The organism is Paenibacillus sp. JT22N1, assembly GCF_059692155.1.
The window spans coordinates 41,916-58,900 of the sequence record NZ_JCAUAW010000029.1 but is presented as its reverse complement, the minus strand read 5'-3'; the positions used below and the strand labels follow the sequence as shown (position 1 = coordinate 58,900).

Below are 16,985 nucleotides of genomic sequence, written 5' to 3'. Positions count from 1 at the left end.
GGAGGTTAAATCCATTCATTCGAGTGTAATTTAGGCAAAAAAAATCCTGCACAAAACATGCAGGATTTCTTTTTATTTCATGGCAGTAAGAGTGACATACGTATATGATGCGTCGTAGCGTGCCTAAACCTGAACTCCGGTCCAAGCCTGGCCCCGAACCCCAGACTCCTAAGCCTCAACCCACTCGCGGCGCAGCGAGAACAGATCGCGCAGTTCGTCGGTTGACAGCTCGGTGATCCAGTTCTCGCCGGAGCCGACGATTTGCTGGCTTAGCCCTAGCTTGCGCTCGATCATCTCATCGATGCGCTCTTCAAGCGTGCCTAGCGTCACGAACTTGTGCACCTGCACATGGCGCGTCTGGCCGATACGGAAGGCGCGGTCCGTCGCTTGATTCTCGACGGCGGGGTTCCACCAGCGATCATAGTGGAACACATGATTCGCCGCCGTCAGGTTGAGCCCGATGCCGCCGGCCTTCAGCGAAAGAATGAACACATTCCGCTGCTCGTCGACCGGCTGGCTGACGTCTTGGAAGTGCGCGATCATCTCATCGCGCCCATTCTTCGGCGTTCCGCCGTGCAGGAACAGCACTTTCTCGCCAAGCTCCTGCTGCAGCACATGCTGGAGCAGGTTGCCCGTCTCCACAAATTGCGTGAAAATCAAGCATTTGTCGCCCTCTTGGCGCAGCTCCTGCACCATCTCGAGCAGGCGCTCCAGCTTGTTAGAGCGTCCACTCCAAGGCGCGTGGATGCCTTCTTTGAGCAGCAAAGCAGGGTGATTACACACCTGCTTCAGCTTTGTTAGAGCGGCGAGAATGAGACCTCGCCGCTCCATGGCGGAGAGCTTATCCAGACGATCGAACATGTCTTGGATGTAGTTCTCATACAGCGAGCCCTGCTCGGCGGTAAGTGAAATGAACGTCTTCGACTCGTTCTTCTCCGGCAGATCCAGTTGAATCGCCGGATCTTTCTTCTCGCGGCGCAGCAGGAAGGGGCGGATCAGCTTCTGCACCTTGCCGATCGTCTCACTATCGCGCGTCTTCTCGATGGCATTCACATAGCGGTGTGTGAATTCGCGAACCGTGCCCAGATAGCCCGGGTTCGCAAAATCAAAGATCGACCAGAGCTCCGTGAGCCGATTCTCGATAGGTGTTCCCGTTAACGCTATGCGATGGTAACCATCGAGTCGGCGAATAGCCGAAGCTTGCTTCGTATAAGCATTTTTTATATTTTGGGCTTCGTCCAAACAGATGGAGTTCCAGGCAATTGAGCCTAGCTCAACTTCATCCAGATGGGAAAGCGTATAGGATGTCAAAACCAAATCAACCTTGCCAACGACTTGTTCATTAAAAGCAGGTCCCTTTAATCGTTGAGGGCCATAGTGAAGATGAACCTTCAGCGACGGCGCAAAACGCTTAAGCTCCATCTGCCAGTTTCCAAGCACGGACGTCGGACATACCAAAAGGGAAGGTGTGTCAGGCTTCTCGTTCTCTTTCACCGTGAGTAAATACGTAATCCACTGGATCGTCTTCCCGAGACCCATGTCATCGGCCAAACAGCCGCCTAGGCCGAAACGGCGCAGGAACAAAAGCCATGAAATACCGTCCACTTGATAGTGACGCAGCGAACCTTGAAAGCTAGGCGGTGGCTGTATGGTCGGAATGGACTCCACTTGCGTAAGCTGATCGACCATGTGGCGCAGCTGCTCGTTCAGCTCTACCTCCATTTCGATGTAGCGCATCGCTTCGGGGTCATCCTCAGCCGGCAGCAGACCGCCGGCATCGCCTGCGAAGTGCAGTTCAAGCACATCGCGGAAGGAGAGGCCCTGCTTCTTCTGCACCTGCTTCATTATCTGCTCGACCTGTGCCATGAACAGCGGGTCGAGCTGAATCCAGTTGCCGCGAATCTGGATCAGCTTGCGCTTTTCCTCCAGAAGCTGTCGGAATTCCTCTTCCGTCAGCTCCAAATCCCCCACAGCCAGCTTCCAGTCGAACTGCATCAGCTGGGTCAGCCCGAACATGGTCTCCCGTCCAGAACCGACGGAAGACTTGATCTTCGCGCGCAGCTTCGGCTTCATCTTGCGGATGCGCTCCCACCAGGCTGGCAGGAACACGCTCGTTCCGGCCTCAACAAGACGCACACTTCCCTCTGCGAGGAAGCGCCAAGCCTCTTCCTCCGTCAACGTCTGACGGAGCCCAGCACCCTCACTCGCATCCAGCCACGGCAGGATGCGTACCCACTTCGCCGCGTCACGTTCTACGCGGCCAAGCTCCGGCTGCCACGCCTCCGGCAGCGGCAGCTCGCCCTCGACCGGCTCGCCGCTGGGCGTCACCGTGCGCAGCACCTCCGGCGCAAGCCGGTCCTGCAGCAGCACGCGCAGCTGCCAGCCGGTGCTGTGCGCCAGGTCCGGCTCCACGAGCTGCAGACAGGTACGCATGGGCGACCGGTCTTGGCGCCAACCAATGGCAACGAGCCAATCCTCCTCGTCGAGCCACAGATCAGCGCCGATCTCACCGCGGCGCATTAGAGGATGCGCCGCTTCGAGCTTGCGCAGATTGTCTTTCATGAGGCCGTCGGCGTCCACCCACTCGGGAATCAGCGCATGAATCCAGCGCGATACGGCTGGTGATTCTAGGGCCTGCAGTTCCTCAGGAAGTTCTAGCTTCCAGCCGATCTCACCGGCTTTCCACTTTTCATAGTCCGGCATGAAACTACCGGACGCCAACGCCTCTCGAACAGCTGGTGCAAGGCGCATCAAATCCGCACAGTCCTTATGCCAGCTAAGCTGTAGATGCTGCACAGGCTGCGGATCGCTGAAATAATCGAGCGCGTCGAGCGGCAGGAGCTCGATGCCTTCCCGATTTTGCCACTCGCTGGGCTCCATGAACGTGCCGAAAAAAGAGGCGCGATGCCAGGCAAACAGCATATTTTTCAAATCAAGAGCATCCCAAATGCCGCCGTTCTCGCGGGTACCCCATAGAAACAAAGAACCATTAGGTATGGAGCTTACGTGAACTGTCAGCGCGCTGGTTTCGATCATCGAATCCATTTTCCTTTCTTGAGCTCTTCTTGGAAAGCACGCAAGCGTGAGAACTTATCCGCTAATCGATATACGTAGTGCTCCCAGCGGTCGTCCTGGCCTAATTGTTTATAGATGCCGTGCAGTTTCTTAAGCAGTCGAACAGCCGTCTTATAGGAAGCTCTATTTTTCTCCAGAACAGCCCGTTCGGCCGCTTGGTGATAGAGGGGGAGGAGTAAAGCCGAATCATGCTCTTCAATCGCTTTAAGCTCCATACCATATAAGCTCAGCGGTGATATGCGGTTAGCTAATTGCAAGTCTACCCACTGCCGATACCGTTTCGTTTGCAATAAATATGCCGTGTAATAATAATAGGAACGAGGCAGCAGGGACTCCATCACCTGTACCCATTCACTATCGGATTCTAGATGCTTGGTCGTATCAAGCCAGTATTGGCAAAAGGTCCGGAAATCATCGTGATTTGCATTCGCAATCGACGCGAACAGCCAACGCAGCCAAACAAGCATGTTGTTCCACTGTTTATCGTTGTAATAATAATTCAGGTAAAGGAAGTAATCCTTCGCGTTGGGATGAGTGAGCTGCCCAAGACGCTCAAAGGCGCTTGCCGTATCCCCCTGCATAATATCAAAATGCGCTCTTGCCGCCAGAAGCGTATCCTTCTTCCGAGCTAGGAGGTCCTTCTTCGTGAGAAGTGCGTCGAGACGCTGAATTTCCTCTTTCTGAGCTGCAGAATGATTCGTTAGTTTCCACCAAATAAAGCGGTACACAAACAGCCAATCAATCGGGCTATCCTTGCCCTGCAGGGCGAATTCTCCAAGCATTTTCATGGTGGATAACCAGTGTTTGGGTTCCGCCTCGAAAGAGGTATTCACATCTGTTCGTTCTACGAATTCAACCAGCTTATCCTCACAATTTTTCGCGGCAATTTTGCAACCGTTCTCGTGATAATAAGACAAGTAAGAGCTTTTCGTTTCTTGATAAAATTGTTCGATTTTCCGCATCATGAACAGCACGATATGGAACATATAGAGCTCGCGGGTTGAACTTCTCCAATCTGCCGCATAGCCGGGCAAGGACTCCAGTGCTGAGTCGTAGAAGGTTTCAATCGAGTGCTGATGAGAAATGGAGAATCCATGGAATTTCCCTTCAAAAAAGCGATGCCAATCTAATGGCATAGCCTCTTCAAGAGGCACGTTGGCCTGTGCAGCCGCAGCAGCTTTACGTTCCTGTATCAAAGCTGCCCCGCGAGCGGGCTTTTTCCGTGTGTGTATTTGTTGTTTTAACTGTTGAAGCAGCAGTTCCGGACGTCCATAAGGCGCATACAAGCTGAAGAAAGTGGCACCGATATGTTTACAGAAGCCATCATAGGAGCAGCTGCACTCACTAGTGGCGAAATTTTCTAAATTAAGCATTGTGTTTAGTATTTTTTTGCCTGCGACGGTCGCCTGAACGTTCAGGCCTTTCAGATCGACCTCAGTCACACGACCTTTATGATAATACTCCCACCCCTGCTCCAGAACGACAGCGTCGAAATGAAGCGGGATTTGCTTGATTAGGTAGTTCATTCGATTTTTGGGAATCTGCAGTTTCAGCATGTGTGCTTTCCTACCCTCCGAGCGGTACATTCCTTCTTCCATAGTAACAGATTTTTCCCGAAATTGCCCATTTCCACAGTTTATGCCAAAGTGGTTTTTTTTACACATCAGAAAATAAGTTCTCATCGGGGTAAAAGGGCTTAACCCTGCATTCCTGCCTATAATATGATAAAGTGAAGCTATACGAAATGCTTTTGAAGGGAGACTGCGCGATGGGTATTAAATTTGGCAGAGAATATAAGGATATCGTCACTGATTTCGTGCGTGGCATTGAGATGGTTGATGGATTTTATGAACTGTTGGAAATGAATGCGGACGACTGGCAGGAGCTTGAAAAGGACGAACAGGAAGAATGCCTGCGAACGCTGGCTGACGATATTTTTTACGGATTAGGAAATGCGCCTGTGATGCATGTAGGAGCGGGATCCGTCCGCCATGATCCGAATAATCACGTGCTGAAGGTTCATGACGGGGAGAAGTTGGTTTCCGTCATCTATTTGGTCTAAATAAGACAGAAGTGTGATATAGAAAGGTGTATGGAAGTTATGCTGGATGGAGCAAGGAAGGTCTTACAACAAGTTTATGGGTACCCGGAATTTCGCGAGGGCCAGAAGAATATCATTACGAATCTGCTTGAAGGTCGAGATACGCTAGGCATTATGCCGACGGGCGGAGGTAAATCGATCTGTTATCAAGTTCCTGCCATGCTCATGGAGGGAGTGACGCTGGTTATTTCACCGCTGATCTCCTTGATGAAGGACCAAGTGGATGCGTTAAGTGTGCTAGGTGTTCCGGCAACTTTCATTAACAGTACGCTAGAAGCTAAAGAAGTGGAACAGCGGATGCAAGGCGCCATGCAGGGCAAATATAAACTGCTTTATATCGCGCCCGAGCGGCTGGAGTCGGAACGATTCCGTGCTCGAATGTCTGCGCTGAACCTTCCGCTTGTGGCTATTGATGAAGCGCACTGCGTGTCGCAATGGGGGCATGATTTTCGCCCGAGCTATGTGTCGATTGCTCCGTTCATTCGTGAGCTGCCTAATCGCCCGATTGTCGCAGCCTTCACAGCTACGGCTACTGCCGAAGTAACAGCCGATATTGCGAGACTGCTTGATTTGGATCAAGCGGGTATATTCGTCAATGGTTTTTCACGGGATAATCTGGAATTGACGATTCTGCGCGGTGAGAATAAGCGGGATTACATTCAGAATTATGTGAAAGAACATACGCATCAGCCTGGTATTATTTATGCTGCTACGCGTAAGGATGTTGAAGAGCTATATGAAACCTTACGCAAAAAAGGCTTCGCCGCAGGGAAGTACCACGCAGGTCTAACCGACGAGGAACGCTCCTACATGCAGGAGGCGTTTCTATATGATGATATTCGCGTGATGATCGCGACGAACGCTTTTGGGATGGGCATTGATAAGTCCAACGTCCGTTATGTCATTCATTACAATATGCCGAAAAATATGGAGGCTTATTACCAGGAAGCCGGTCGCGCAGGTCGAGATGGAGAGCCGAGTGAGTGCATTCTGCTGTTTAGCGCGCAGGATATTATGACACAGAAGTTTTTGATCGAGCAGAATCAGCTCTCGCCGGAGCGTAAAGCGAACGAGTACAAAAAGCTGCAGACCATGATCGACTTTTGCTATTCGCCACGATGCTTGCGCAACGTCATTCTGCACTATTTTGACGAAACCAATATTAAAGATACATGCGGCAATTGCAGCTCGTGCAAAGATGATCGCGATACGGTGGATATCACTGTCGAAGCGCAGAAGATTTTCTCCTGCATCCGCAGGATGGGGGAACGCTTCGGCATCTCGATGGTCGCCTCCGTGCTCAAAGGCTCGAAGGCGAAGAAGATTGTCGACTATCGCTTCGATCGTCTGCCTACCCATGGTATTATGCGAGATCTCCCGGAGAAGGAGATTTCTGATCTGATCAACGTGTTGATTTCAGAAGGGTATTTGCAGCTATCGGATGGTCAATACCCAGTTGTGAGGCTGATGCAGCCCGCAGCAGAAGTGCTTCAAGGGAAGCAGCAGGTGAACCAGAAAGTGCGTAAGCAGCAGGTTAAAGCTGCCGCTATCGATAACACCTTGTTCGAGCAGCTTCGCCTGCTTCGTCGGGAAATTGCCGCGCGTGAGAAGGTGCCGCCATATATTATTTTCTCGGACAGCACGCTGCGTGAAATGAGTGAGATTTGTCCGACATCGGAATCCGCCATGCTGCGAATCAAAGGTGTCGGCGAAGTGAAATACCGAAACTACGGGAAGCCGTTCCTAGACCTCCTTCGCACGTATGCAGGAGAGGGCGAATTGGGTGCGGTCGCCTATGATTTTGATTAAAATCAGAGGAGTGGTGATAGGTGAAGCTTGGGAACACTGACATTGATCAGAAGCTTGCGGAGGTGACTGGCTGGACGACAGACGATCACAAATGGATTGTGCGTAAATATCGATTTACGGCATTTATGCAGGGCATAAACTTCGTGAATGAAGTCGCCAGCATAGCGGAAGACGTTAACCATCACCCCATGATCGCCATCGATTATAAGATGGTCACGCTCCGACTTACGTCCTGGCATGCAGGCGGCTTAACCGATTTGGATTTCGAAGCCGCTGCTAAATTTGATCAGGCTTTTGCTGACATTACTACTGGCAGTGGATCACCTGATTAAGTTCGGTCCGTTATATACCATGCAGTGAAAGGCAGCCATCCCCGTGGGAGTCAACCTTTCATACGTGTCAGTAATCGTAAAACCAGCTCTCTCGTACGTCTGGATCGCACGTTCGTTCCAGACGAGAACTTCTAGATCAATCTCCTGCATGGGAGTCCGGCGCTGAGCTTCTAGAACAAGAAGTTGGACGAATTGGGTGCCGATTCCGCTCCCTTTCCCGCAAAGATCAGGTCGAAGTCCTAGTCCTAAACGTGTCACCCCAACAATGGGGAAGAATTGAACGAACCCAGACAATATTCCGTTTTCATCCACCACAGCTCGATACTGCTCTGCTCGAATTTGCGGGTCAGCGAATTCTGCTTGTTCTTGAAGCATAGTCGCCCAAGGAGACCAATTGTATAAATCGTAGGGAGGCGAATACTTCCAAGTGCAGAGCTCCTGGCAATTCGCTTCATTTAGGGGTAAGACGCGCCATGGTAAGCTTGCATTCACCATCATGTAATCAGTTAGCACCCTTTCTTCTATTGGCTGGAGGTTTAAATGGTTTGGTATGTTGATATACCCATTAGCACAATTACATTATTGTCCATGCTCATATTGGGATTAACCCTATTTCGAATCTCTTTGAGAACAAAATGGCCACTTGTGCTGCTTGTTTCCTTCTTTACTTCTAGCTTATTTAGTTTATTTCTTTCCCAGCAGTGGGCGGAGAGCTTGCATCCTATGCTCATTATTGTAATAGAAGCGGTCTTTATTCACTATATATTTCGCTTGCGAAAGCTGCATGCGCTTATGGTAGCCTTTCTCGGATCGCTTGGCTATACGATTTATTTGGCCATTGTTCTATTTATCATGCCACTCATTACCCATATTTCAATTGCTACTTATTTTGAGGGGCTTGATTCCTCTTATCGTGCTTTGAAAATGGTGGCCGCATCGCTTGCTTTCCTCACGGCTTTGGTTCTGGTTAAGAAACGCTTAGGATTTACCGTTCGAATCGAGTTAAGCTCGAAAAGTGCTTGGCTTCCACAGAAAAATGTCCTGCTGCATGTGTTTCTCTTGGCAGTTGTACTGTTCTCATTGACTTATTATGGGGTTACGTTGAAAATAACGTCCATATTCTATTTCACAGCAGGCTTATGCCTACTATTTGGGTGGATCATTTATCTCCTGTATCGGAAGGAAATGGATGACATTTAACCGAGGATACCTTTCATCATAAAGGCAAGATTTGGGGTACAATGAGTATATAGACTTAATAGGAATAGGAGGTCACCCTAAATGACCCAAGTTACGATTCGTGAAGCGGTAATACAAGATATTCCGCAGTTGAAAACGTTAATGCTCGCTTATATTGTGGACTTCTATCAGTATCGACAACCCGAGGATGAGAAGTTGAACGGATTGATTCACCTACTGCTTGAGCAGAAGGAAGGTATTCAATTCGTAGCGGAGACGGAAGAGGGGACGCTGGTCGGCTTTGCGACCTTATATTTTACCTTCAGCACTTTGCGTGCTTCCAAAATAGCGATTATGAATGACTTATTCGTCATCGAGGCTGAACGTGGCCAGGGTGCGGCAGCGAAACTATTTGCTGCTTGCAAAGGATATGCCGCGAGAAATGGATATGCCAATTTAACATGGACAACAGCCAAAGATAACTTCCGCGCCCAAGCATTTTACGATAAAATGGGTGGAGATCGCAGTGATTGGCAGACGTACTCCGCTAATCCAACGAGTGGAATGGGCGATTAATCGAATGACGAAAGATGGTGGCATGAAACTGTGGAAAATATCGTAAGTCAAACTTGGCTGCTAGATCAGCTTGGCGATGCGAACATCGTGATTGCGGATTGCCGCTTTGCGCTAGGACAACCAGAATCAGGCAGACAGAATTATGAGAACGACCATATAACCGGAGCTGTGTATGTAGACTTGGAGAAAGACCTCTCCGGTGCCAAAATGGCGCACGGAGGTCGGCATCCGCTCCCTGATCTAGGAGCCTTCTCTATCCTCGTGGGCAACCTCGGGATCGATGGAACGAAGATCGTCGTGGCTTACGACGATCAAGGCGGAGCCATGGCTTCGCGGCTATGGTGGATGCTGAAATTCCTCGGTCACTCCGAGGTATACGTATTAGATCAAGGGTATACAGCATGGAAAGCTGCTGGCTACCCGGTTACCGATGAAGTGTCCGCTGTGTTCCCGCGGACCTTCTCACCGAAGGTGCATCGCGCCATGCTTGCGAGCATGGATGAGGTCAAGGATAAGCTCGGTCGCCAAGGTACCGTGCTCGTTGACTCGCGCGAGGAGCGCCGCTACCTCGGCTTGGAAGAGCCGATCGATGCGGTGGCTGGCCACATCCCGGGCGCGCGCAACTTCTTCTGGAAAGGCGTTCTCGGTGAGAACGGCGCCTGGCTGTCAGCTGCGGAGCAGGAACGGCACTTTGCCGCGCTGCGCGATGCCGATGAAATCATCGTCTATTGCGGCTCCGGCGTGACGGCTTGCCCGAACGTGCTGGGCCTTAGCGAAGCGGGCTTCGATAATGTGAAGCTCTATAGCGGAAGCTGGAGCGATTGGATTTCGTATGAGGACAATCCGATTGCGAAGGGTGAAGAGTAAGAACTGGGAAGCCGCGTCGTACGCGGGTTTGAGGGCTGTGACAGGTTGCCGAGAGGTGGGCTGTTGCGGCCCTCTTTTGGTTTGTAGAGTAATTATTTTCGTTCCCGAAGTCTCCCCCCCCTGAACCTCCTATGAAGAATAGCTTTTCCCAAAAGAGCACGCTTGAAACGAAGTGCCGCATCTGAGTCAATGCCAGATGACGATGATATTACTTCTTGACGAACAGCCTACTTACATTCTAATATTCAATTAATGAATTGAATATGAAAGGATGAACGATTATGGAATCTGTATCCGAGGCAATCCCTTCCGCAAAAGAATTTAAAAATGATCTGTTTCAGCAGTTAGCTCGGGTGGGGAAGTGTCTATCCAGCGACAAGCGGCTTGAAATCTTGAGCTTGCTTGCTCAGGGGCCTAAGTCGGTAGAGAAGCTGGCCCAAGTTACGGAGATGAGCGTGGCTAACGTATCCCGTCATCTGCAGGTTTTGCTCGATGCCAGGCTAGTGAAGTTCAGCAAGAAAGGTACATATGTCATCTATTCGTTGGCTGACCCTTCCATAGCCGCGTTTTTGTTTGCTTTGTGGCGCATTGGCGAAAGTCAGCTTGCGGACGTCTCGCGGATTAGACAGGAATTTTTACACCATTATGAGGATGTGAGGACGCTATCTTTGGAGGAAGCGAGGGCGAGGTTAGAGGCCGGAGCGATCATCCTGCTCGATGTACGACCGAGAGACGAATACGAGGCTGGCCATCTCCCGGGAGCCATCTCTGTACCGATGGAGGAGTTGGAACCATACCTTCGAAATCTGCCTGGGCCCGTTGAAGTTGCGGTCTATTGCAGAGGCCCTTACTGCATCTGTTCGACACAGGCTGTAGCCAAGTTGCAGCGGGAGGGGATCACGGCATACAAGCTGGAGGGGGGAGAGCATGAATGGCTGAAGGAAGCGAATTGATTAGAGAATACATTCATTCTCCTGAGAGACAGCAGCAGCTCTATCGGAAATCGTTGATGATCGTAATCATCGCCCAACTATTCGGCGGAGCGGGACTCGCGGCAGGCGTCACGGTCGGAGCACTGCTTGCTCAGGATATGCTCGGGACGGATAGCTTAGCTGGGGTTCCTGCGGCGCTATTGACGCTGGGCGCGGCCTCGTCGGCACTGCTTGTCGGACGGCTTTCTGGGCGTCTCGGCCGTCGGGTAGGCCTAACCGCAGGTTTTCTTGCAGGAGGGATTGGCGCGATCGGAGTCGTATTCGCAGCCATCGCTAATAACCTTCCGCTTTTGTTCGTCTCGATGCTGATCTATGGTGCCGGCACGTCGACCAACCTGCAGGCGCGTTATGCGGGAACCGACTTAGCTCAACCTAAGCAGCGGGCGAGAGCCATCAGCTTAGCTATGGTATTCACGACGTTTGGCGCAGTTGCGGGGCCGAACCTGGTGGGGGTCATGGGACGATTCGCGACTTCTGTCGGCGCCCCTGCTCTGTCGGGCCCGTTTATGCTCGCGGCGGCCGCTTTTATTCTTGCGGGTCTGGTGATGTGGGCTTTGCTCCGTCCAGATCCGTATCTCGTTGCTAAAGCGATTGCCGAAGCGCAAGAAGCGAATCCATCCAAAGCGACGGATAATGCGAATCACATGGCGCCATCTGTCCGTAACCGGGGAATCATCATCGGGACAACCGTGATGGTCTTGACGCAGATCGTGATGGTCGCCATCATGACGATGACGCCGGTACATATGAAGCATCATGGACATGGGTTGAACGCGGTCGGCATGGTGATCGGCATTCATGTCGCGGCGATGTTTCTGCCTTCCTTGATAACGGGGGTTCTCGTAGACAAGGTCGGGCGTACGTTCATGTCCTGCGCAGCGGGGTTCACGCTGCTGTTGGCGGGACTGCTTGCCGCATGGGCGCCGGCCGATTCGATGGTCTGGCTCATCGTCGCTCTGGCACTGCTTGGACTCGGCTGGAACTTCGGCCTGATCAGCGGCACCGCGCAGATCATCGATGCGACATCCCCTGCCACACGTGCCAAGACACAAGGAACCGTGGATGTCCTAGTATCATTGGCGGGGGCATCGGGTGGAGCGTTGTCGGGCATGGTCGTCGCCAATTCCAGCTTCGCCGTCCTCTCTCTGGCGGGTGGGTTCCTGTCTCTACTGCTGATCCCGGTTATGATCTGGTTACGCAGGGATCGGTCGATAGATCAAAACGAGAAGAGATTAACACAGTGATCTAGTGTTATAATCACGCTAGACTGACGGAGTTAGAAGGGTGATAGATATGAGTGTAATTCGTTTAGAGAACGTCACTAAGAAATATGAAGAGTCTCTGATCTTTCGCGATATCTATTTTCGCGTGACCCAAGGAGAGCGTATCGGCCTAATCGGACGGAACGGTGCCGGTAAGTCGACGGTTTTTAAGTTGATTATGGGAAAAGAAGAGCCAACGTCCGGGAAAGTGGAAATAGATCCGCAAGTTAAAGTGGGGTACTTCTCCCAATTCTCGGAAATGCGCGGAAGCCTGTCCGTTCAACAAGAGCTGGAAATGTGCTTCGAGCAGGTTGTACTTATCGAACGGGAGCTGCAGGAAGTTGGAGAAAAGCTGGGATTGGTCACCGAAGACGGTGAAATGGATCGACTGTTGACGAGGCAGGCGGAGCTATTCGAACAAATGGAGCATTTGGATGGCTGGAACGTATCTGTCGAGATTAACACAGTTCTTACGAAGCTGGGGTTCAACGAGAGGTCGCGCAATCAGCATATCGATGAATTGTCCGGGGGTTGGAGAAACCGTGCCGCGCTCGCCAAGATGCTAATCGAGCTGCCTGATGTCGTTTTGCTCGACGAACCGACGAATTACTTGGATATGGAAGGTATTGCGTGGTTGGAGCAGTGGTTGTATCGCTTCAAAGGCGCTATGATTCTGGTATCACATGACAGGCAATTTATTGACAAAGTAGTCACGCGAACGATCGAGATCGAGAACTATCATTTTCAGGAATATGAAGGGAATTACACCGACTACATCCGCAAAAAGAAGATGCGCAAGAAGGAATTGGACCGCCAGTTCGAGTGGGAGGAAGAGCTTCTTCTCATGGAGTCAGAAGCCATTGACAGTCGTGCAAGCAAGAAATCTTCAAAAGACCGTCTGTCCCGCCAATTGGCGGATAACAAAAAGCGGATAGAGCCGCACCCCGTAAATGTTCTAATCACTGATATTTATGAGAAACTGCGCTTTCCGGACAAGCTATGCGAAGTCAAGAAAATAGGGCAGACCTACGATGATCGGCTGATCTTTCAGAACGTCAGCTTCGACATTCAGAAGGAAGACCGCTTAGTCATCGTTGGTCCAAATGGAAGCGGGAAGTCCACGCTCATTAAGGTGCTTACGGGTCAGGAGAAGCCAGAATCCGGCGAGGTGATCTGGGAGAAGGGCGTCAGCTACGCTTACTTCAACCGGATGTGGGAGGAGCTTAATCCTAAGGATACCGTTAGCCACGCGGTGAATACGTACGGTTTGGGATTGGATGCCCCCCGGAAAAAGGTGAACAAATTTCTAGCCATGCTGCAATTCTCGGAGATGGATCTAAGCAAATTCATCGGCAACCTATCCGGCGGACAGAAGGCCAGGGTCGCGCTAGCGAAATGCCTTCTCTCCGGTGCCGCGGTCATTATATTGGATGAGCCAACCAACCATCTGGATTTAACGAGCATTCAGGTTATGGAGCAGGCATTGATCCATTTCCCCGGTGCCGTAATTACGGTAAGCCATGATCGGTTCTTTATTGACAAAATCGGGACGAAAATGCTGACCTTCGACCCGGAATTGGGGATAAGCGAACAGAATCTATAGGAATTAAGGGTTGTAGCAGGTTACGATGAGTAGCCTGCTGCGGCCCTTTTTGGTTTCTTTGCAAACAGATTTAATGGGTTGGCTCTTTTTAATGTCCACTCATAACTACCGTACAAACGTCCTTCCGGTCGTACGTTTCTTTTCACCAATGATAAGCTCTGCGAACAACAAATTGGGTATCCAACAAATCCAGGCGATAACGAAGAAAGTATCGTTCGTATCGGTCAGTCCCAGAAATACCGCAGCCAGCGCGGTATATATCCGTAGGGTGATTGCTGCGCAGCTAAGCGCGTAATTTCGTACCATCCAGCGGCCATGATCAGCCGTATCGCGATCGACGATGATGCTCTTTAGACTGCGGAAGAGTGTGTAAAGCCATAGGACTGACAGCGATCCAAAGCCAAGTTGCGCGAACCAAGCGCCATTCGCATAAAAAGCTAAGTACAGACCGGTTATGCCCCCGATTGTTATCATTGTCGAGTACAAATAGCCAATCAAACGATGAATGTTCGGTGCATGATGGCGAAGCTTCTTGATAAACTGAAGCCAGCCTATTGCAAGTGCTATTCCAGCCGAGATGGCATGCGCCCAGAGGATGTTGTACCACAAATCGGGCAAACTGCCTTTTCCCGTTACGAGCGGCTGCTTATGGAGATGGTCAGGCGTTCCATACATGACCAAAGCATAAGCTCCAATTGCCAAAGCTAAAAAAGCCAATAGTCCAAATGCCCAAGCGCGAATCGTACTTCGTCTTACTCCCATTATTCATCCCTCACATTCGGTCTTTTTTACCACATAAGAAAGTATAAGTTTTCGGTTCACGAAAACCGCTTTCTTTTTGGTGATAAAACCTACCTCTAAACGCGGTCGCTCATCTTTGAATGGCTTCGATAGAGGTTTTCTCATCATTGAGTTGATTCTATCATCAAGGTGACCGCCTTCAAAAGCGACCTCAGACGGAGTGAAGACCCCACCCAAAGTCGGGGATGGAGCTGCCGTGGAGCCCTTCTTAGGGGGCATTTTATAAATTGCTTTACCTTGACAGAATAAATTAACACATGTTAATATATTTACTAAAGTTAACTATAAATATAGGAGATAACTCATGGATCGGTCAGCTTTTTCTCTAAGGGAATTAAAAAAGGCTAGAACCAAAGTGGCATTATATGAAGCCAGTTTGTCACTAATAGGAGACAAGATGTTTCGTGACATGATGCTCGATGATATTTGCCGGAAGGCGGAAATATCCCGGGTTACGTTCTTTAAGTTTTTTCAAAAAAAGGAAGATTTGCTCGTTTATTTTATGCGTGTTTGGTTAACGGAACGTATCATTGAGATCGAAGCGGAGGGTAAACGTGGGTTCTCGGTTATCCAGCATGTGCTTCATAAAGTGGCGGAAGAGACCGAGGAAAGAGCAGGATTGATGCCAAGTTTGATATCTTTTCTGGCAGAAATGAACATGCATCCTTGCATGCCAGAACTCAGTGAAGCGGAGGTTCATTTGCTGTTCCCTGGTCATGAGGAAGTTGGTGCGCAGACACCTGACATGTACAAACTTTTTCATCGTTGCATGACTGAGGCGGATACAGAAGGAAAGCTAAGAAAAGAATTTACGGTGGAAACAGCGGTAAAGGTGTTGTTTACGGTGTTTTACGGAGCATTTTTGACCGCTCAACTATATGGTTCTAAGGATATTAAGGGCTTTTATAACACTCATCTACAATTGCTTGAAAATAGGTAAAAGGAGCGATGAATTCATGAGTAAAGTAATTCCGGGCAGGTTTACGGCGCAGATGGATGGTTCTTTCGTTGTCTTTATCATTGGGATGAGAGTTAACAAATTATGGGCTCTACATAAGTGGCTGCCTGTGGCCAAGGCCATGAATCCGATGCTTCAAGAATTGTATCGCAACCCTGAATTAGGTTTTGTAGATGCCAGCTTTCATCTCTCTTGGCGAGGCGTGACCCTTATTCAATATTGGAAAACGTTTGAGCAATTAGAGAACTATGCTAGGCATGGTGCAACCCATTTAGAAGCGTGGCGTCATTTTAATAAAACGGTTGGAACGGACGGCGTGGTCGGGATCTACCATGAAACTTATTTGATTCCTGAAGGAAATTACGAGTGTGTCTATAACAACATGCCTGTCTTCGGTCTTGCAAAGGCTGGAAGTCACGTCCCCGCTGTCGGTAAACGAGAAACGGCAAGCAGAAGGCTTGGGCGGGATGGGGAGCCTGCCGTTCCAACACCTTCTAATCCGGCATAAGCGATTGAAGTGATTTCATTGTTAGCTTCAGCCCAGCACCGGATGGAACCATGAAGTGTGCTTACGCATTCTCTTGGAGCGAGGTCGATATATTGAAGCTTGAGGTTCAAGATTATATGAGGGAGCAGAGCCTGACTAAGGATTTTATCCCGATTATTGATCATGTCGCTCAAATGGTAGCAGATAAGTTCGAGCGAAAGCACTTCGCGGAGTTTAATTATTTGCAATACGAACTAAGCAATATTTCGACCATCATTATTTGGGTTCTCGAGCTGCTGCTGCTTAGCATATATGGCTATAAATCCGTCAGATTGTACATTCGCAGTCGAAACTCACATCATAATACATATGAGTATTAGTTTTTATCCATATGTAAAAGTGGGTTTCGTACGAGGATAAGCCAGTTGCGAATCGTGAGGATATAAGACCGCGATCCTTTGTGGCGTTCGGGTTTGCGGGCTGTGACAGTTTGCCTTAGGGCAGGCTGCTGCAGCCTTTTTTTGTGTTACTGGAGTCTTGAAAATCAAGACTTGTTGAATAGCAAAAGAACCCCATAGAGGGGTTCGAAGAAGTTCTTTGGAATGAAATAAGCGGCTTGAACATTGTCTAGGCCCTCTTTTTCGGGTCGATTGGATGACCCTTCTTCAGCTCCAACTCCTCGTTCTGGATCATACGATCTTGTTTGATGAAGAGGAACGGGATGAAAATACAGCCAATAATTAGGAGCGCTCGGTTCAAGTTCCAACGTCTATTCACAAAAGCGTGCACCGCCGTTAAGATGTAAAGTACGAACATCACGCCGTGAAACATACCGCCGACAGAAACGAGTTGAGGCTGGTCCAAGAAGTATTTAAACGGCATGGCTATAAATAGTAGGAAAAGATAGGATATACCTTCAATATAGCTTGTTAGACGCAAACGC

General features: G+C 49.9%; 17 protein-coding genes. 12 read left to right on the top strand and 5 right to left on the bottom strand.

Annotated features, from left to right (window positions below):
* Positions 1-168: 168 nt before the first annotated feature.
* On the bottom strand, positions 169-3,045 hold the full coding sequence (locus AC58UU_RS35140; protein WP_497322130.1) for a DEAD/DEAH box helicase: 2,877 nt from the start codon (positions 3,043-3,045) through the stop codon (positions 169-171).
* Positions 3,033-4,673 (bottom strand): SWIM zinc finger family protein, encoded by a 1,641-nt coding sequence (locus AC58UU_RS35135; protein ID WP_497322129.1) that lies wholly within the window; start codon positions 4,671-4,673, stop codon positions 3,033-3,035. Before AC58UU_RS35135 ends, AC58UU_RS35140 begins: the two co-directional genes overlap by 13 nt.
* A gap of 170 nt (positions 4,674-4,843) precedes the next feature.
* On the opposite strand from AC58UU_RS35135, the gene AC58UU_RS35130 reads away from it, so the two are divergent.
* From AC58UU_RS35130 to AC58UU_RS35120, 3 genes are read left to right on the top strand one after another with little or no spacing between them, the layout of a single operon-like run.
* Positions 4,844-5,137: a hypothetical protein gene (locus tag AC58UU_RS35130; protein ID WP_057304499.1), complete on the top strand. Its 294-nt coding sequence runs from the start codon at positions 4,844-4,846 to the stop codon at positions 5,135-5,137.
* Positions 5,138-5,176: 39 nt separating this feature from the next.
* Positions 5,177-6,985, top strand: a complete 1,809-nt coding sequence (recQ, locus tag AC58UU_RS35125) for a DNA helicase RecQ (RefSeq protein ID WP_497322154.1) — start codon at positions 5,177-5,179, stop codon at positions 6,983-6,985.
* Positions 6,986-7,005: 20 nt separating this feature from the next.
* The gene (locus AC58UU_RS35120) at positions 7,006-7,317 is read left to right on the top strand and encodes a 4a-hydroxytetrahydrobiopterin dehydratase (RefSeq protein ID WP_497322128.1); all 312 of its coding nucleotides are present in this window, start codon (positions 7,006-7,008) and stop codon (positions 7,315-7,317) included.
* Here the strand turns inward: AC58UU_RS35120 and AC58UU_RS35115 are convergent.
* Positions 7,306-7,812 (bottom strand): GNAT family N-acetyltransferase, encoded by a 507-nt coding sequence (locus AC58UU_RS35115; protein WP_497322153.1) that lies wholly within the window; start codon positions 7,810-7,812, stop codon positions 7,306-7,308. The two genes, AC58UU_RS35120 and AC58UU_RS35115, sit on opposite strands and share 12 nt — an antisense overlap.
* Before the next feature lie 45 nt (positions 7,813-7,857).
* Between AC58UU_RS35115 and AC58UU_RS35110 the strand changes: the two genes are divergently transcribed.
* The 6 genes from AC58UU_RS35110 (at position 7,858) to AC58UU_RS35085 (ending at position 13,796) form a co-directional block, all read left to right on the top strand.
* Positions 7,858-8,517, top strand: a complete 660-nt coding sequence (locus AC58UU_RS35110; RefSeq protein ID WP_497322127.1) for a hypothetical protein — start codon at positions 7,858-7,860, stop codon at positions 8,515-8,517.
* Positions 8,518-8,598: 81 nt separating this feature from the next.
* The gene (locus AC58UU_RS35105; protein ID WP_497322126.1) at positions 8,599-9,072 is read left to right on the top strand and encodes a GNAT family N-acetyltransferase; all 474 of its coding nucleotides are present in this window, start codon (positions 8,599-8,601) and stop codon (positions 9,070-9,072) included.
* Positions 9,073-9,102: 30 nt separating this feature from the next.
* Positions 9,103-9,939: a sulfurtransferase gene (locus tag AC58UU_RS35100; RefSeq protein WP_497322125.1), complete on the top strand. Its 837-nt coding sequence runs from the start codon at positions 9,103-9,105 to the stop codon at positions 9,937-9,939.
* A 281-nt stretch (positions 9,940-10,220) separates the two neighbouring features.
* Complete coding sequence (locus AC58UU_RS35095) at positions 10,221-10,892, top strand: ArsR/SmtB family transcription factor (RefSeq protein WP_497322124.1); 672 nt, start codon at positions 10,221-10,223, stop codon at positions 10,890-10,892.
* Complete coding sequence (locus AC58UU_RS35090; protein ID WP_497322123.1) at positions 10,871-12,175, top strand: MFS transporter; 1,305 nt, start codon at positions 10,871-10,873, stop codon at positions 12,173-12,175. Before AC58UU_RS35095 ends, AC58UU_RS35090 begins: the two co-directional genes overlap by 22 nt.
* A gap of 49 nt (positions 12,176-12,224) precedes the next feature.
* On the top strand, positions 12,225-13,796 hold the full coding sequence (locus AC58UU_RS35085; protein WP_497322122.1) for an ABC-F family ATP-binding cassette domain-containing protein: 1,572 nt from the start codon (positions 12,225-12,227) through the stop codon (positions 13,794-13,796).
* A 105-nt stretch (positions 13,797-13,901) separates the two neighbouring features.
* Here the strand turns inward: AC58UU_RS35085 and AC58UU_RS35080 are convergent, their stop codons facing one another.
* Positions 13,902-14,558 (bottom strand): DUF2306 domain-containing protein, encoded by a 657-nt coding sequence (locus AC58UU_RS35080; RefSeq protein ID WP_497322121.1) that lies wholly within the window; start codon positions 14,556-14,558, stop codon positions 13,902-13,904.
* A 343-nt stretch (positions 14,559-14,901) separates the two neighbouring features.
* Here AC58UU_RS35080 and AC58UU_RS35075 point away from each other — a divergent pair, with 343 nt between their 5' ends.
* From AC58UU_RS35075 to AC58UU_RS35065, 3 genes are read left to right on the top strand one after another with little or no spacing between them, the layout of a single operon-like run.
* Positions 14,902-15,537 (top strand): TetR/AcrR family transcriptional regulator, encoded by a 636-nt coding sequence (locus tag AC58UU_RS35075; RefSeq protein WP_497322120.1) that lies wholly within the window; start codon positions 14,902-14,904, stop codon positions 15,535-15,537.
* A gap of 16 nt (positions 15,538-15,553) precedes the next feature.
* Entirely contained in the window at positions 15,554-16,063 is a 510-nt protein-coding gene (locus tag AC58UU_RS35070) for a DUF4188 domain-containing protein (RefSeq protein ID WP_497322119.1), read from the top strand.
* Between the two features lie 50 nt (positions 16,064-16,113).
* On the top strand, positions 16,114-16,422 hold the full coding sequence (locus AC58UU_RS35065) for a hypothetical protein (protein WP_497322118.1): 309 nt from the start codon (positions 16,114-16,116) through the stop codon (positions 16,420-16,422).
* Positions 16,423-16,669: 247 nt separating this feature from the next.
* Here AC58UU_RS35065 and AC58UU_RS35060 read toward each other — a convergent pair whose 3' ends face one another.
* Positions 16,670-16,981 (bottom strand): DUF3817 domain-containing protein, encoded by a 312-nt coding sequence (locus AC58UU_RS35060; protein ID WP_497322117.1) that lies wholly within the window; start codon positions 16,979-16,981, stop codon positions 16,670-16,672.
* Between the last annotated feature and the right edge of the window lie 4 nt (positions 16,982-16,985).

What these genes read in the sequence shown, in the direction of transcription:
- AC58UU_RS35140 (WP_497322130.1), bottom strand. Translation starts at nt 3,045, where the DNA reads ATGGATTCGATGATCGAAACCAGCGCGCTGACAGTTCACGTAAGCTCC.
- AC58UU_RS35135 (WP_497322129.1), bottom strand. Translation starts at nt 4,673, where the DNA reads ATGGAAGAAGGAATGTACCGCTCGGAGGGTAGGAAAGCACACATGCTG.
- AC58UU_RS35130 (WP_057304499.1), top strand. Translation starts at nt 4,844, where the DNA reads ATGGGTATTAAATTTGGCAGAGAATATAAGGATATCGTCACTGATTTC.
- recQ (WP_497322154.1), top strand. Translation starts at nt 5,177, where the DNA reads ATGCTGGATGGAGCAAGGAAGGTCTTACAACAAGTTTATGGGTACCCG.
- AC58UU_RS35115 (WP_497322153.1), bottom strand. Translation starts at nt 7,812, where the DNA reads ATGGTGAATGCAAGCTTACCATGGCGCGTCTTACCCCTAAATGAAGCG.
- AC58UU_RS35110 (WP_497322127.1), top strand. Translation starts at nt 7,858, where the DNA reads ATGGTTTGGTATGTTGATATACCCATTAGCACAATTACATTATTGTCC.
- AC58UU_RS35105 (WP_497322126.1), top strand. Translation starts at nt 8,599, where the DNA reads ATGACCCAAGTTACGATTCGTGAAGCGGTAATACAAGATATTCCGCAG.
- AC58UU_RS35095 (WP_497322124.1), top strand. Translation starts at nt 10,221, where the DNA reads ATGGAATCTGTATCCGAGGCAATCCCTTCCGCAAAAGAATTTAAAAAT.
- AC58UU_RS35090 (WP_497322123.1), top strand. Translation starts at nt 10,871, where the DNA reads ATGGCTGAAGGAAGCGAATTGATTAGAGAATACATTCATTCTCCTGAG.
- AC58UU_RS35085 (WP_497322122.1), top strand. Translation starts at nt 12,225, where the DNA reads ATGAGTGTAATTCGTTTAGAGAACGTCACTAAGAAATATGAAGAGTCT.
- AC58UU_RS35080 (WP_497322121.1), bottom strand. Translation starts at nt 14,558, where the DNA reads ATGGGAGTAAGACGAAGTACGATTCGCGCTTGGGCATTTGGACTATTG.
- AC58UU_RS35075 (WP_497322120.1), top strand. Translation starts at nt 14,902, where the DNA reads ATGGATCGGTCAGCTTTTTCTCTAAGGGAATTAAAAAAGGCTAGAACC.
- AC58UU_RS35070 (WP_497322119.1), top strand. Translation starts at nt 15,554, where the DNA reads ATGAGTAAAGTAATTCCGGGCAGGTTTACGGCGCAGATGGATGGTTCT.
- AC58UU_RS35065 (WP_497322118.1), top strand. Translation starts at nt 16,114, where the DNA reads ATGAAGTGTGCTTACGCATTCTCTTGGAGCGAGGTCGATATATTGAAG.